We start from the raw sequence: 14,736 nt of genomic DNA, 5'->3' as shown, positions 1-14,736 counted from the left end.
CGGCCGTCCCGAAGAACAGCGCCCACAGCGACCACAGGAACGCGGCCGACGTGCCGACCGAGATCAGGGTGTCCATGGTGGCCGCGCCGTGCCTGGCGTTGGTCCAGGCGGCGCGGTGGAACGGCCAGGCGGCGTACGTGACGACCGGGGCGGCCAGCGTGAGGGAGAGCCACTGCCAGTACTCGAACTGGAGGGCCGGGATCATCGCCATCGCGATGACCGGCGCGGCGAGCAGGACCGCGGTGACGAGGCGCTGGCGCAGCGACCGCAGCTCGCCGTCGGCGCGCTCGTCCTCACCCCCGGCGGCGGCCGGTGTCCCGGTGTCCCCGGGCTCGGGACGGGGCGGGGCCGGCGGCTGCGCGGTGTAGCCGGTCGCCTCGACCGTGGCGATCAGGTCGTCGACCGAGACGTCCTCGGCGAACGCGACCCGCGCCTTCTCGGTGGCGTAGTTGACGGTGGCCTCGACCCCCTCCATGCGGTTGAGCTTCTTCTCGATCCGCGCCGCGCACGAAGCGCAGGTCATGCCGCCGATGGCGAGCTCGACCCGGGCGGCGCCGGGGGTGGTTGGAGTCATTGCCTGCTCCTCGTCCGAACGGGACCCAGTATACCCCTCATGGGTATCCCTCTCGCGATCCAGGTATACCCCCCACCCGTATACATTTCAAGTCCGGACCACCTTGCTTGCACATACCCCTGGAGGGTATAGGTTGGAGGCATCGGACCGTCGCGAGCCTCCGCTCAGGAAGCGCTCCTCCCGGGAAGCGCTCCGCTCAGGAAGCAACAGGAGCAGTCATGAACCCCGCCGCGAAGATCACCGCGTTCACCGCCGCACTCGCGGCGTCCTTCGGTGCCGCCTACGGCATCGGGGCCGCCGTCGACCCCGGAACCGGCACCGCCGAGCGCCCGGACCATACGGAGAGCTCCGCACCGCACGCCGAGGACGGCGGCACCGGCTCCCCGGCCGGGGGCCTCCAGATCTCCGAGGGCGGCTACACCCTCGACCTGAAGACTCCGCGCGTGGAGGCGGAGGAGCGGAGCGAGCTGCGCTTCGCCGTCCTCGACCGGGCGGGCAGGCCGGTCACCGACTTCCAGCGCGAGCACGACAAGGAGCTGCATCTGATCCTCGCCTCACGCGATCTGGCCACCTACCGCCATCTGCATCCGACCCGGGCGGCGGACGGCACGTGGAGCACCCCTGTCGAGCTGCCCGCCGCGGGCGACTACCGGGTCTTCGCCGACTTCACGCCCGCCGGCAAGAACGCGCCGGACCTCACACTGGGCGCCGATCTGGCCGTCTCCGGGCCGTACAAGCCGGCGGAGCTCCCGAAGCCCGCCCGGACGGCCGAGGCCGACGGGTACACGGTCTCCTTGAACGGCACGCTGCGGCCCGGCGTGCCGGAGCGGCTCACGTTCACCGTGCGGAAGGACGGCCGCCCGGTCACCGATCTGCAGCCCTATCTCGGGGCGTACGGACACCTCGTCGCCCTGCGCGCCGGCGACCTCGCCTATCTGCACGTGCACCCGGACGGGGCACCCGGCGACGGTTCCACCGAGCCGGGCCCGGAGGTGTCGTTCACCGCGACGGCTCCGAGCTCCGCCTCGTACCGGCTGTTCCTGGACTTCAAGCATGACGGCGTCGTCCGCACGGTGGCCTTCACCGTCCCGTCCGGAACGGCGACGGACACGCCCGCGCCCACGACACCGCCGGACGGACACGAGGAGAGCACCCCGGGCGGTCACGAGGACGGGGGCCACGGGCACTGACGGGTACGGGGTCGGGGCACGGGTACCGGTGGGGTCCGCGCGCAGGGACGCGGGCCCGGGTGCGGGGTCCTCAGATCCCGGCCTGCCCCAGCCAGGCGTCCTGCCCGTCGGCCAGCGGCCGGCGCAGCGGAAGGGGCTCGAACCGGCAGGCGAAGGTGAGGCCGGCATCGGCGCCGTCACCCCGCACCCGGTGAAGCCACGCGTCGGGGGTGTCCTCCGGGGCCCGCAGCAGGAAGAAGGTGGTCCTGCGCGGCCGGCGCGTCTCCGGATGCGGCCGCTCGTCCACGGCGACCTCCCGCAGCACGGTGGCGTCCGGCAGGCCGGTCTCCTCGGCGACCTCCCGCAGGACGGCGTACGACATCTCCTCGCCCGGCTCGACTCCCCCGGCGGGGACCTGCGTTCCGGCGTCGGCCATGCCCACATGGTCGAACACCAGGAGTTCCGGCACCGCGCGGCGGCGGATCACATACGCGGCGACACGGATCCTCGGCCCGTCCATCGTCGTCCCCTCCTGGCCCCGGCGACCGGCCGCTACAGCGACGTGAGCCGGGTGAGTGTCTGTTCCAGTTCCTCGCGGAGCGTGTGGGCGGCAGCGTCGGCGTCTCCCCGCGCGACCGCGTCCACCAGGGCCGCATGGCTCTCGTCGCCGTGGTTCGGGTCCCCGGAGCGCAGCCCGAGCAGTTCGAGCATGTCGATCAGCCCCTTGCGCAGCGTGGGGACGAACTCGGTGAACAGGGCCGAGAGTACGGGGTTGTGGGCCGCCGCGACCACGGCGGTGTGCAGGGCGATGTCCGCGTCGACGAACGCGGCGTCGCCCCCGTCGGCGGCGGCGCGGCGTCCGGCCAGGGCGGCGGTGAGGGCGGCGAGGTCCTCGTCCGTACGGCGCCGCGCGGCCAGCCGCGCGGCCTCGACCTCGATGCTGATGCGGACCTCGTAGACGTCGGTGACGGCGGCGCGGCGCAGCCGTGTCGCCCAGTCCTCCTCGGGCTCGGCCGCGATGACGAAGACGCCCGCCCCCTGCCGTGCCTGCACCAGCCCCGCCCCGGCGAGCGCGCGCAGGGCCTCGCGGACCGTGGAGCGCCCGACGCCGAGGGACGCGGCCAGCGTCGTCTCGCCGGGGAGCTTCGTCCCCACCGGCCAGGAGCCTCCGGTGATCTGCTCGCGCAGATGCTCGGTGGCCTGCTCGACCAGGGGCGAGGGTCTCAGGGGTCCCAGCGGCATACGCGTCACTTCCCGAGTCGCTTCGCGAGGCACCCCTCAGGTTGTCTGAGGAGTTGGTTCGGGGCTACTGTACCCGGCATGCCGCTGAACGGGCTCCTTCTTCTCGTCCGCCGCTGCGGGGCCTGACACACGACCGACCGGCCCCCCGCAGCGGGTGTCGGGCTGTGCCGGTCGCTCCACGGCCGAAGAAAGCAGTTCTCCCGCATGACCTCCTCCTTCGTCCCGCCGGCCCCCTCCGGGACCACGGCGTTCCCCACTCTGCGTACGCCGTCCGGTGAACTCCCGGCGGACGCCCCGGCCTGGAACCCCCAGCGCCCGAGTTCGATGCCCCACCACCGCTACCGCCCCGCCCACGACCGGGTGGCGCTGCCCCTGGCGGACCGCACCTGGCCCGGACGCCGGGTGGAGCGGGCTCCGCTGTGGGTCCCCGTCGACCTGCGGGACGGCAACCAGGCGCTGGCCGAGCCCATGGACACCGCGCGCAAGCGCCGCTTCTTCGACCTGCTGGTCGCCATGGGCTTCAAGGAGATCGAGGTCGGCTACCCGTCCGCCAGCCGTACCGACTTCGACTTCGTACGTCACCTCGCCGAGAGCGGCGCGGTCCCCGACGACGTGACGATCTCCGTGTTCACCCCCGCCCGCACGGACCTGATCGACCGGACCGTCGACTCCGTCGACGGACTCCCCCGCACCCTGATCCACCTCTACACCGCCACCGCGCCCGTGTGGCGGGACGTCGTCCTGGGGCGCTCCCGTGCCGAGGTCCACACGCTGATCAGGGAGGCCGCCACGCATCTGATGCGGCGTGCCGGGGAACGTCCGGGTGCGGACATCCGGTTCGAGTTCTCCCCCGAGGTCTTCAACCTCACCGAACCGGACTTCGTCCTGGAGATCTGCGACGGCCTCACCGAGCTGTGGGAGGCGAGCCCGGACCGGCCGGTGATCCACAATCTGCCCGCCACGGTGGAGATCGCGACGCCCGATGTGTACGCCGACCAGATCGAGTACATGCACCGGCATCTGGCCCGACGCGACTCCGTGATCCTCTCCGTGCACCCTCACAACGACCGGGCACGGGCGTCGCCTGCGCCGAACTCGCCGTACTGGCGGGAGCCCAGCGGGTGGAGGGCTGCCTGTTCGGCAACGGCGAGCGCACGGGCAACGTCGACCTGGTGACGCTGGCCCTCAACCTGTACGCGCAGGGCGTCGACCCGATGGTCGACTTCTCGGACATCGACGCCGTCCGTGACGTGGTGGAGCACTGCAACCGGCTGCCGGTCCACCCCCGGCACCCCTACGGCGGCGACCTCGTGCACACCGCGTTCTCCGGGACCCACCAGGACGCCATCGCCAAGGGCATGGCCCTGCACACCGAGCGGGCCGCCGCGTCCGGCGTGAGCCCCGGGGACGCGCCGTGGGAGGTGCCGTACCTGCCCATCGACCCGGGCGACATCGGCCGTACGTACGAAGAGGTCATCCGCATCAACTCCCAGTCGGGGAAGGGGGGAATCGCCCACCTGCTCCGCACCCACCACGGACTGGACCTGCCGCGCGCGATGCGCCCGGACTTCTCACGGACGGTGCAGTACGTCACGGACGGCACCGGGCGCGAGCTCTCGCACAAGGAGCTGTGGGAGCTCTTCCGCACCACCTACCTCACCCCCGCCCACGACGGCACGCTCACGCTGGATTCCTGGACGGCCTCGGAAACCGGGCCCGGCGAGCACGAGTTCGTCTGTGAGCTGCGCACCGGCGGGCGGGTCCGCACGTGCCGGGGCACCGGCAACAGCCCGCAGGCCGCCCTGGCGGACGCCCTGCGTTCGGCCGGGGTCCCGGTCGAAGTCCTGGGCTGCACCCAGCATTCCACCGCCACCGGGCCGGGCAGCCCCGCCGTCGCGTACGCCGAGTGCCGCGTGGACGGGGTCACCCGCTGGGGCGCCGGCCGGGACACCTCGGTCCTGGCCGCATCCGTCCAGGCGGTCATGGCCGCCGTCAACCGCACTGGAGCACAGACCCGATGACCGCCACACCTCCCGTCCTCCGTGTCCGCGACGTGGACCTCGTACGCGACGGGAACCACATCCTGAGCGAGGTGTCGCTGACCGCGCGGGCCGGCGAACACTGGGCCCTGCTCGGTGCCAACGGCGCCGGCAAGAGCACGCTGCTCGGCCTCCTCGGGGCCCTCACGCACCCCACCCGGGGCACGGTCGAGGTCCTGGGCCACGAGCTGGGGCGGGTCGACCTCCGCCAACTGCGTACGTACGTCGGCCATGTCGACCCGCGCCACGCGCTGCGCACACCCCTGAGGGTCAGGGACGTCGTCCTGACGGGCCTGACCAACAGCATCGAGCCCCTGCCGCGCTGGAGGCCCACGGCCGAGCAGCTGGAACTGGCCGACAGCCTCACCGGTCTGCTGGGCCTCGCCGGGCGGCGCGAGGCGCGGTGGCCGACCCTGTCGCAGGGCGAGCGGGGACGCGCCCTGATCGCCCGGGCACTGATGCCCCAACCGCGGCTGCTGCTCCTGGACGAACCGGCGACGGGTCTGGACGTCGCGGGCCGTGAGCAGCTGATCGAGCGGCTCGACACCCTTCAGCAGAGCTCGCCGGAGCTGGCGTCGGTGCTGGTCACGCACCACCTGGAGGAGCTGCCTCCGGGCACGACCCATGTGATGCTGCTGCGGGACGGTCGGTGCCTGGCATCGGGGCCCGCCGACGAGGTGCTGACCAGCGATCAGGTCAGCAAGTGCTTCGACCACCCGGTCCACCTCAGCCGCTTCGAAGGCCGGTGGAGCGTACGGACGAACCGCCGGCCGCGGTGATCCGGGAGGGTCGGCCCCGGACGGGTCAGCCGGCCCGGATCGCGGACCGGGCAGGCTGAGCCGCGGCGGTCTGTCCCGGCAGCCGGAACGACGCGGCGGCGTGCCTGACGAAGCGCCGGATGCCCGGCGTCGCCCGCTCCTTCGGCCAGACGAGCCGCAGGGGCACCAGCGGCCCGTCCTCCAGGCGGAGGCTGACGGTCCCCTCGGGTGCGCGGCCGCCGTCCGGCAGCTGGGCGGCGAGTGCGACCGCCTGCCCGAGCCGGACGACCGCCAGCATCTGCAGGCCGTCGCTCACCTGGGGGCCCGGTGTGCCCGGCAGTCCGTCCGGCCAGAGACCGGGGTCGTCGAGCTGGGCTCCCGGGCCCACCCAGCCGAGCAGCGGCTCACCGGCGAGGTCGGCGATCCTCAAGGTCTCCCGGCCGGCCAGCCGGTGCCCGGCGCTCATCAGGACGCGGATGCTCTCGCGGCGCAGCACCACGCCGTTCAGTCCGTGGTCCCGTACGGGCCCGCGCCACAGGGCGATGTCGGCCTGCCCCGACCGGAGCCGGCCGAGCTGGTCGTCGATCGTGCCGACGGCCATCCGGGCCGGATGCTGCGGGCCGGCCTCGTTGTACGACCGGATCATCCGGTCCAGCAGCGCGGCGTCGCACCCGGGGCCGGTCACCGTCACCGAGGCGTGCTGCTCGGCGGCCCGGCGTACCCGCGACGTCACGTTTCCCGCCTGGGCCAGCAGGGTCCTGCCCTCCTCGAGCATCGCGTGACCTGCGGCGGTGAGCGTGACGCCCTTCGGGGTGCGCAGCAGCAGCGTGGCGCCGAGGGTTCTCTCCAGGGCCAGGACCGCCCGGGAGAGTGCGGGCTGTGTCATCGCCAGCCGTTGCGCGGCGCGGGTGAAATTGCCCTCCTCCGCCACGGCGATGAAGTAGTGGACCTGCCGGATCTCCACATCACCCATGCGGACATTCTCCCACCTGTGGGCATGCCGGTGGGGCATTGGGCCATGCCGGATCGGAACTTCCATGATCGACTTCGGCGCTGTCTGCTGGGTCCACGGACGGAGGGCGACCGCCCACGGACGAGGCACCGACATGGGAGTACGGGATGACTGAGCACGCCCCGAGGGCAGTGGTGACGGCCGGTACCGGCGGCATAGGTCTGGAGACGGCGCTCGGCCTGGCGCGCCGGGGATGGGACGTCACGCTCGTCGCACGCGACCCGGCACGGGGGGAGGCTGCGGTGGCCCGCGTCGACGAGGCCGCCGGGCGGCCCGCCGGCCGTTTCGTCCGCGCGGATCTGTCGTCCCTGGCCGCGACCAGGCGGCTGGGAGAGCACCTCGCCGCCGAAGGTGCGCTGAACCTGCTGGTGAACAACGTGGGCGGCATGTGGACCGAGCGGTGGGTGAGCCCAGAGGGCATCGAGGGGAGCATCGCCCTCAACCACCTGTCTCCGTACGTCCTCACCGAGACGCTGCTCGACGCGCTCGCCGCAGCGGCCCCGAGCCGCGTCGTGAACGTCACGTCGTCCGCCATCACCGCCGCCCAGGCCGTGTTCGAGGACGCCGAACCGCCGGGCCCCCACTACGGCCTGCCCGCGACGGGACGGGCCAAGCTGGCCCATCTCGCGCACTCGGTGGAGCTCGCCGGGCGTCTCGCGCCCAGAGGCATCTCGGTGATCGCCGCCGACCCCGGGGCCGCCGCGACGGGCAACGCGGCGCTGATGACCCTCGACATCCTGCCGCCGGCCATGCGGCCCTTCTGGGAGCAGATCCAGAAGGGTGTGTCGGCTCCCGTCGCCGCCGCCGCGACGGGCCCCCTGATCGCCGCCCTCGACCCGGCGCTGGACGGGCGCACCGGTCTGGTCGTGGGGCCCGACGGGACGGTGGACGACACGCTCCTGGCGTTCGTCACCCCCGAGGTCACAAAGGCCGTGCGCCGGTGGACGACTGAGCTCATGGCGGCGGCGGAACAAGCATCCTGACGGGGCGTCTTTTCACGGTCAGGGGCTACCGCACCAGGCAGGGCCGTTTGGTGTCGAACGTCCAGCCGGGCACGAGGTACTGCATGGCCCGGGCGTCGTCCCGCGCCCCCAACGCCTCCTTGCGGTAGAGCTCGTGGGCCGCGAGGAGACGGTCCATGTCGAGCTCGACGCCCAGGCCGGGGGCGTCGGGGACGGCGATCTCACCGCCCTCGATGCGCGGCGGTTCGACGGTGAGCCGCTCCAGGCCCTCCTGCCAGATCCAGTGTGTGTCCAGGGCGTTGTACTCCCCCGGGGCGGCGGCACCGCAGTGCGTGATCATGGCCAGTGAGATGTCGAAGTGGTTGTTGGAGTGGCATCCCCAGGTCAGACCCATGGCGTTGCAGAGCTGGGCCACGCGCACGGAGCCCTGCATGGTCCAGAAGTGCGGGTCGGCCAGCGGGATGGACACCGACTGGAGGGCCAGGGCGTGGGTCAGCTGGCGCCAGTCGGTGGCGATCATGTTGGTCGCGGTCGGAAGGCCGGTGGCCCGGCGGAACTCGGCGAGGACCTCCCGCCCCGAGTAGCCGTCCTCCGCCCCACAGGGATCCTCGGCGTACGCGAGGGTGTCCACCAGCGGGGAGCACAGCTCGACCGCCTCGCGCAGGGACCAGGCGCCGTTCGGGTCCAGGGTGATCCGCGCTTCGGGGAAGCGGTCCTTGAGGGCGCGGACGGCCCGGACCTCCTCCGCGCCCGCGAGGACCCCGCCCTTGAGCTTGAAGTCCCGGAAGCCGTACAGCTCGTGGGCCGCCTCGGCCTGGCGGACGATCGCCTCGGGGGTGAGCGCCTCCTCGTGGCGGACGCGGTACCAGTCGACGTCGGCGCCCGGATCGCGGACGTACTCCAGGTCGGTGCGGTCGGGGTCGCCGACGTAGAAGAGGTAGCCCAGCACCCGTACGGAATCCCGCTGCCGGCCGTCACCGAGCAGCGCCGCCACCGGCACGCCGAGGTGCCGGCCCAGCAGGTCGAGCAGCGCCGACTCGACGGCGGTGACCGCGTGCACGGTGGTCCGCAGGTCGAAGGTCTGCGCACCGCGTCCGCCGGTGTCCCGGCCCGCGAACCGGCTCCCGATCTCGCGCAGCACCCGCTTGTAGTCGCCCAGCTTCGCGCCGACGACCAGCGGCTCTGCGTCGCGCAGGGTCCGGGTGATCTTCTCGCCGCCGGGCACTTCCCCCAGTCCCGTACGGCCTTCGGAGTCCGTGAGCACGACGATGTTGCGCGTGAAGAACGGGCCGTGGGCGCCGGAGAGGTTCAGCTCCATGCTGTCCCGTCCCGCGACGGGATAGACGGCGAAGTGGGTGACGGTCGGCTGATTCATACGGGTCGGGTTCCTTGGGTGCGAGAGGGGCGCCGGGCGGGGAGAGGTGCGGAGGCCGGGGACGCCGGGGTCCGCCGCGCTGGACCACCCACAGCACTCATCTCCGTATGCAGATGTCATACATGTATGAGAACTGAGATTAGGCGTGTGAACGCGCCCCGGTCAATGGCCGCGCCGGGGGCGAGCGCCCTGCCCTCCGCCCCCGGCGCCCCGGTTCCGCCGCTCGTTCAGTCCGTCACCGGCGGGGCACGTCGAGCGCGTCCAGGAGGCGGTCGACGTCGTCGTCGCAGGTGTAGGGCGCGAGACCGACCCGGACACCGCCCTCCTCGCCCAGTCCGAGCCTGCGGGAGGCCTCCCACGCGTAGAAGGATCCGGCCGGTGCGTCGACGCCGCGCTCGGCCAGCTGCCGGGAGACGTCCCCCGGGGTCCTGCCGGCCACGGTGAACAGGGTGGTCGGGGTGCGCCGTCGGGCGCGGGAGTGGACCGTGACGCCGTCCAGCGCGGCGAGGCCGGCCTCGATGCGTCCGCGCAGCCGGTCCTCGTGCGCGGTGAGCGCCGTGAACGCGCGGACCAGCCGTTCCCGCCGGCTTCCCGGGCCGGGGGCGAGGCCGGCGAGGAAGTCAACAGCCGCCGTCGCGCCCACCAGGAGTTCGTAGGGAAGCGTGCCCAGCTCGAAGCGCTCGGGCACGGCGTCGCTGGAGGGCAGCAGTTTGTCCGGCCGCAGGCTGTGGAGCAGTTCGCTCCGCCCGGTCAGTACGCCGAGATGCGGTCCGAGGAATTTGTACGGCGAGCAGACCAGGGTGTCCGCGCCGAGTGCGGCCAGGTCGACGGTGGCGTGCGAGGCGTAGTGCACGGCGTCGACGTGGAGCAGCGCGCCGGCGCCGTGCGCCAGCTCCGCGAGGGCGGGGACGTCGGGGCAGGTGCCGATGAGGTTGGAGGCGGCGGTGACGGCGACGAGCCGGGTACGGCCGGAGAGCACGGCCTGGAGGTGCTCCGGCTCGAACTCCCCCGTCCCGGGGTCGAAGTCGGCCCACCGGACCGTCGCGCCCACCGCCTCGGCGGCCTGGATCCATGGCCGTATGTTCGAGTCGTGGTCCAGACGCGAGACCACCACCTCGTCCCCCGGGCCCCACTCCTTGGCCAGGGTGCGCGCCAGGTCGTAGACGAGCTGTGTGGCGCTGCGGCCGAACACCACGGCGCCGGGCTCCGAGCCGAGGAGATCGGCCAGGGCCTGCCGGGCGCCGGTCACGAGGGCCTCGGCGTTGCGCGCGCCCTCGGTGAGCACACCGCGGTTGGCCAGCGGACGGGTGAGGGACTCGGTGATCGCGTCGATCACCTGCTGGGGAGTCTGGGTGCCGCCGGGTGCGTCGAAGCGGGCGGTCCCCGCCTTCAGGGCGGGGAAGCAGGCACGGATCGCCTGTACGTCGAGGGTGTCGCCGGTACGGGCGCTCTCACTGCTCAAGGGGTGCTCCAGGGGGAGAAAGGACGGGCGGCGCCGACGGTGCCGGGCACCGGGCCGACCCGCCGGGTCCCCGGACCGGCCGGGCCGGTCCGCCGATTCCACCACAGGGCCCGCACCCGGTCACCGCCCCCGGGCGCGTCCGCAGCCCTCGCTCCCCCGGCGCACACGGACCGCACACGGACCCGCCCACGCGAACGGGGGCCGTCGCGTCCGACGGCCCCCGTCCCGGACGGGTCGGGCGGCGGGGTCACGGTCCCGGACGACGGTGCGCCGGGACCGCCCCAACTATCCGGCGTACGTCTCGAACTCGGCCACCTTCGGCGTCCCCGTGGAGCCGGTGATCTCGAAGGTGATCTTCTTCAGTGAGGTCGGCGGCACCGCGATGACGCCCGCCCCGCTGCCGGATTTCAGCACGGCGCCGGTGTCACCGTTGAGGACCCTCCAGGACCCGATGGCGCCGGTGGATCCCGACGCCTCACGGATGTTGATCCTGGAGACCGAGGTGGCGCTCCCCCACTTGACCGAGACGGAACCGGTCGCTCCGGCCGGCGACCAGTAGGTGCTCAGGTCACCGTCCCGTACGTTGCCGTAGCTGGTACCGGAGGCCTTGCTGGAACCGTCGGCACCGGCGTCCAGGCTGAGGTTGGTGCCGCTGGGCTGGGTGGGGTCGGGCGTGGGGTCCGTCGGATCCGGTGTCGGGTCCGTCGGGCCGGTCGTCGGGTCCGGCGTCTGCGGCGAGCAGTTGCCGTCCGAGACCTTCAGCCCCTTGTTGGCACCGGCCGTCGCCGTCACGATGCCCGGCACGCAGCTCGCGGCGTCGAGGCTGTACGCGTAGGGGATGCTGACGGTGGTGTTGGACTTCGGGTCGGGACCGGCCGGGTTGTTCTCGCTGCCGGGCGCGGACCAGGTCACGTTGTCGAAGGTGTTGCCGCTGACCTGCCAGTATCCGGCCGCGTCGGTGTAGAACGTGCCCAGGACGTCCTTGGAGTCCTTGAAGTAGTTGTTGTCCACCTTGGCGCGGGCGCCCGCCCGGGAGTTGATGCCGGACTCGTTGAGCTTCACGTAGTAGTTGTTGTAGATGTGGGCGATGCCGCCGCGCAGCAGGGGTACCCGCGAGTCGATGTTCTCGTACAGGTTGTGGTGGTACGTGATGTAGCCGTTGGAGAGCTCGGTCTCGCTGGACCCGACCAGGCCGCCGCGGCCGGAGTTGCGCAGGGTGCTGTAGGACAGCGTGACGTACTGGGTGTTGGCCTTCATGTCGAAGAGGCCGTCGAACCCCTCCGACTCACCGCCCGACGCCTCGAGGGTGGTGTGGTCGACCCAGACGTTGCGGACGTCGCTCTCCATACCGATGGCGTCACCGCCGTTGGAGGTGGGCGAGCCGGACTTCTTGACGTTCTTGACGGTCACGTTCTGAATGATGATGTTGCTGGACTGGCGGATGTGGATGCCCAGCTGGTCGAAGACGGCTCCGCTGCCGACGCCGACGATCGTGACGTTGCTGATCTGCTTGAGCTCGATCACGCCGGCTGCGGTGTTGCAGCTGTCGCCGGACACCTTGGCGGTGTTGCCGTGGTTGATCGTGCCCTCGACCTCGATGGTGATCGGGGTGCTGCTGCTGGCCCGGTTGCAGAGGGCCGTGTGGATCGCCGTACCCGTGGTGGCCCGCACCGTCGTCCCGCCGGCGCCGCCGGTGGTCCCGCCGTTCTGGGTCGCGTACCCGGTGGCGCTCCCGGTCACCGCCGCCGACGCCGCCTCGGGCATCGACAGCACCACGCCGGTCGCGGCCGCCACGGCCAGGGTGGCCAGGGCGGCGTTGAGTCGCAGCGCGACTGGTCGTCTCATCTTCGTGTCCCCATTCGTCTTCACGTGCTGGGTGTCGCCGCGGTCGCAACGGCGGACCGGCGGAGCTGCCGTCGACGGGCGGCTCACGCCGGCTTGACGCGTGCGCTTCTCCGGAGAAGCCGAGCTCTCGGAGAAGCCCTGGCCCGGGCCGGTGGCGGCTCGTGCACGTCCGTCACGACGGCCGTCGTGACGGGCGCTTCCACCGGACGGGAGCCAGGAGGGGAAAGCGCTTTCTGTCCGCGACAATAGAGCGCCCGGAGCCAGGCTGACAAGGTTCATGACAGGTACGGATTCCGGCTCCACCCGACGGCGCACGGCAGTGGGGCGGATGAGCAACGCCCTTGCGGGGCAACGGACTTCGGATGCCGGTCGTGCGTGGGTGCGATCGGCGGGCTAGTAGGAGACGTCGAAGTAGTCGACGTCCGTGAGCGCGACTTCGAGGTCCTGGGCCCTGCGTCCGCCGTCCTTGAAGTAGATCTCCTGGAGACCCTCGGCGACGATGTCCCGCAGGCGCGCGTCGTCGGCGCCCTGCTGCTGGGCGTCGAACAGACGGCGGGCGTACGGAGGGGGAAGGTGCACGGTCAGCCGGCGCATCCGTCCGTCGTCGGTCGTGCCGACGGGTGCGGTGTAGCCGAACCGGGCCCGCGTCTCCACGGTCATACCGGTCGCGGCGGCGGCCTGCTGTTGCCGGCGCCGGCGGACCCTCGGCTGCCACCGGGAACGTACCGCCGTGTCGATCCGGTCGGAGACGGCCTTGGGAGGGTGCTTGCGCTCGCCCTTGATGTAGCGCTCCACCGAGCGCTGGCTGACCCCGATCTCACGGGCGACGGCCTTGGTCGTCCTGAGCTGCTTCATCAGGAAGTTGATGCGCGCCTTGAGGCTCCTGGGCGGCTCCCGGGTGAACGCCTCCTGGTCCGCGCGGTCCAGGGCGTCGTCGACGATCCCCACAGAATCACTCTCCCTCGTCCGACGGCGTGCGGTCGGAGCCGGGTGGACGACGCAGTCTGACCACCGCCGCCGCAACCCTAGCAAGGCCCGCACCTGCCGTGGAGCGCCCGGGACGCGGGCGGGGCCGCCCCGCGGTCTTCACGCGTCGAGGCCCCCGCGCCTGACCAGCTGGCTCGCGATGACGTTGCGCTGGATCTCGTTGGTGCCCTCGCCGACGATCATCAGCGGGGCGTCCCGGAAGTAGCGCTCCACGTCGAACTCGGTCGAGTAGCCGTAACCGCCGTGGATACGTACGGCGTTGAGGGCGATCTGCATGGCCGTCTCGGAGGCGAACAGCTTCGCCATGCCCGCCTCCATGTCCACGCGCCGCCCGGCGTCCGCCTCGCGGGCCGCGTACAGGGTGAGCTGTCGGGCGGCGGTGAGCGACGTCGCCATGTCGGCCAGGTAGTTGCCGATGGACTGGTGCTTCCAGATCGGCTGTCCGAAGGACTCCCGCTCCTGGGCGTAGGCGAGGGAGTCCTCCAGTGCGGCCCGGCCGACGCCGAGGGCGCGGGCGGCGACCTGGAGACGGCCGGTCTCCAGGCCCTTCATCATCTGGCCGAACCCGTCGCCCTCGGCCCCGCCGAGCACCGCGTCGGCCGGCGCCCGGTAGCCCTCGAAGGAGAGTTCGCAGCTCTCCACGCCCTTGTAGCCCAGCTTGGGCAGATCGCGGGAGACCGTCAGCCCGGGGCCGTGCTCGACGAGAAGGATGGAGATCCCCTTGTGCGCCGGGGACGCCTGCGGATCGGTCTTGCACAGCAGGGCGATCAGCTGCGAGCGCCGCGAGTTGGTGATCCAGGTCTTGGCGCCGTCGATCACGTATTCCTCGCCGTCCTTGCGGGCGACGGTGCGCATGGCCTGGAGGTCGGAGCCGCCGCCCGGCTCGGTGAGGGCCATGGTGGCCCTGACCTCGCCGGTGGCCATCCTCGGCAGGTACCGCCGCTTCTGCTCCTCGGTGCCGAAGCGGAGCAGCAGCTTGGCGACCACGGTGTGTCCGCCCATGGCGCCGGCCAGGCTCATCCAGCCGCGCGCCAGCTCCTCGGTGACGAGGACGTAGCAAGGGGTCGACACGGGGGTGCCGCCGTACTCCTCAGGGACGGCCAGGCCGAAGATGCCGAGCTCCTTCATCTGCTCGATCAGGGCCTCGGGATAGGTGTCGGTGTGGTCGAGTTCCCGCGCGACGGGCTTGATGTCCTTGTCGACGAAGGCGCGCACCGTGCGGACGACGAACTGCTCGTCCTCGGAGAGGATGTCGAGGGTGCTCATGTGGGGGCGGCCTCCTTGCCGCGGGTCCTGCTGGGGTGGCGGGTG

The 14,736-nt window shown here is 72.2% G+C and carries 12 protein-coding genes and 1 pseudogene; 4 read left to right on the top strand and 9 right to left on the bottom strand.

What is annotated here, in order from left to right; all coding sequences use genetic code 11:
• On the bottom strand, window positions 1-574 hold a 574-nt coding region (locus tag JKV81_RS29080), incomplete at its 3' end, for a cation transporter (protein ID WP_202078611.1).
• Between the two features lie 218 nt (window positions 575-792).
• Here JKV81_RS29080 and JKV81_RS29075 point away from each other — a divergent pair.
• Window positions 793-1,764: a DUF8832 domain-containing protein gene (locus JKV81_RS29075; RefSeq protein WP_236058058.1), complete on the top strand. Its 972-nt coding sequence runs from the start codon at window positions 793-795 to the stop codon at window positions 1,762-1,764.
• Window positions 1,765-1,834: 70 nt separating this feature from the next.
• Here the strand turns inward: JKV81_RS29075 and JKV81_RS29070 are convergent, their stop codons facing one another.
• Window positions 1,835-2,263, bottom strand: coding sequence for an NUDIX hydrolase (locus JKV81_RS29070; RefSeq protein WP_202078609.1), 429 nt, complete (start codon window positions 2,261-2,263; stop codon window positions 1,835-1,837).
• 32 nt (window positions 2,264-2,295) lie between these two features.
• The gene (locus JKV81_RS29065) at window positions 2,296-2,985 is read right to left on the bottom strand and encodes a FadR/GntR family transcriptional regulator (RefSeq protein WP_202078607.1); all 690 of its coding nucleotides are present in this window, start codon (window positions 2,983-2,985) and stop codon (window positions 2,296-2,298) included.
• A 204-nt stretch (window positions 2,986-3,189) separates the two neighbouring features.
• Between JKV81_RS29065 and leuA the strand changes: the two are divergent.
• Together leuA and JKV81_RS29055 are read left to right on the top strand one after the other, a co-directional pair.
• Window positions 3,190-5,006, top strand: a pseudogene (gene leuA / locus JKV81_RS29060) (2-isopropylmalate synthase).
• Window positions 5,003-5,803, top strand: a complete 801-nt coding sequence (locus JKV81_RS29055) for an ABC transporter ATP-binding protein (protein ID WP_202078605.1) — start codon at window positions 5,003-5,005, stop codon at window positions 5,801-5,803. The pseudogene leuA and the gene JKV81_RS29055 overlap by 4 nt, the downstream one beginning before the upstream one ends.
• Window positions 5,804-5,828: 25 nt before the next feature.
• Here JKV81_RS29055 and JKV81_RS29050 read toward each other — a convergent pair whose 3' ends face one another.
• A complete protein-coding gene (locus JKV81_RS29050) occupies window positions 5,829-6,755 on the bottom strand; it encodes a LysR family transcriptional regulator (RefSeq protein ID WP_202078603.1) in 927 nt (308 codons plus the stop codon).
• Window positions 6,756-6,901: 146 nt separating this feature from the next.
• Between JKV81_RS29050 and JKV81_RS29045 the strand changes: the two genes are divergently transcribed.
• On the top strand, window positions 6,902-7,777 hold the full coding sequence (locus tag JKV81_RS29045; protein ID WP_202078601.1) for an SDR family NAD(P)-dependent oxidoreductase: 876 nt from the start codon (window positions 6,902-6,904) through the stop codon (window positions 7,775-7,777).
• A gap of 25 nt (window positions 7,778-7,802) precedes the next feature.
• Here the strand turns inward: JKV81_RS29045 and JKV81_RS29040 are convergent, their stop codons facing one another.
• The 5 genes from JKV81_RS29040 to JKV81_RS29020 form a co-directional block, all read right to left on the bottom strand.
• On the bottom strand, window positions 7,803-9,131 hold the full coding sequence (locus JKV81_RS29040) for an enolase C-terminal domain-like protein (protein WP_202078599.1): 1,329 nt from the start codon (window positions 9,129-9,131) through the stop codon (window positions 7,803-7,805).
• A 235-nt stretch (window positions 9,132-9,366) separates the two neighbouring features.
• Complete coding sequence (locus tag JKV81_RS29035) at window positions 9,367-10,593, bottom strand: cysteine desulfurase-like protein (protein ID WP_202078597.1); 1,227 nt, start codon at window positions 10,591-10,593, stop codon at window positions 9,367-9,369.
• 285 nt (window positions 10,594-10,878) lie between these two features.
• Window positions 10,879-12,438 (bottom strand): pectate lyase family protein, encoded by a 1,560-nt coding sequence (locus JKV81_RS29030; RefSeq protein WP_202078595.1) that lies wholly within the window; start codon window positions 12,436-12,438, stop codon window positions 10,879-10,881.
• Between the two features lie 393 nt (window positions 12,439-12,831).
• Window positions 12,832-13,386: a telomere-protecting terminal protein Tpg gene (gene tpg / locus JKV81_RS29025; protein ID WP_202078593.1), complete on the bottom strand. Its 555-nt coding sequence runs from the start codon at window positions 13,384-13,386 to the stop codon at window positions 12,832-12,834.
• Window positions 13,387-13,524: 138 nt separating this feature from the next.
• Complete coding sequence (locus tag JKV81_RS29020; protein ID WP_202078591.1) at window positions 13,525-14,691, bottom strand: acyl-CoA dehydrogenase family protein; 1,167 nt, start codon at window positions 14,689-14,691, stop codon at window positions 13,525-13,527.
• Between the last annotated feature and the right edge of the window lie 45 nt (window positions 14,692-14,736).

It is taken from the genome of Streptomyces silvae (assembly GCF_016745505.1).
GTDB lineage: Bacteria > Actinomycetota > Actinomycetes > Streptomycetales > Streptomycetaceae > Streptomyces > Streptomyces silvae.
The sequence above is the reverse complement of the archived record's forward strand: the minus strand, read 5'-3'. Positions and strand labels throughout refer to the sequence as shown.

Coding starts and splice junctions, on each gene's coding strand:
- JKV81_RS29055 (WP_202078605.1), top strand. CDS start 5,003: ATGACCGCCACACCTCCCGTCCTCCGTGTCCGCGACGTGGACCTCGTA.
- JKV81_RS29070 (WP_202078609.1), bottom strand. CDS start 2,263: ATGGACGGGCCGAGGATCCGTGTCGCCGCGTATGTGATCCGCCGCCGC.
- JKV81_RS29040 (WP_202078599.1), bottom strand. CDS start 9,131: ATGAATCAGCCGACCGTCACCCACTTCGCCGTCTATCCCGTCGCGGGA.
- JKV81_RS29030 (WP_202078595.1), bottom strand. CDS start 12,438: ATGAGACGACCAGTCGCGCTGCGACTCAACGCCGCCCTGGCCACCCTG.
- JKV81_RS29045 (WP_202078601.1), top strand. CDS start 6,902: ATGACTGAGCACGCCCCGAGGGCAGTGGTGACGGCCGGTACCGGCGGC.
- JKV81_RS29020 (WP_202078591.1), bottom strand. CDS start 14,691: ATGAGCACCCTCGACATCCTCTCCGAGGACGAGCAGTTCGTCGTCCGC.
- JKV81_RS29050 (WP_202078603.1), bottom strand. CDS start 6,755: ATGGGTGATGTGGAGATCCGGCAGGTCCACTACTTCATCGCCGTGGCG.
- JKV81_RS29075 (WP_236058058.1), top strand. CDS start 793: ATGAACCCCGCCGCGAAGATCACCGCGTTCACCGCCGCACTCGCGGCG.
- JKV81_RS29065 (WP_202078607.1), bottom strand. CDS start 2,985: ATGCCGCTGGGACCCCTGAGACCCTCGCCCCTGGTCGAGCAGGCCACC.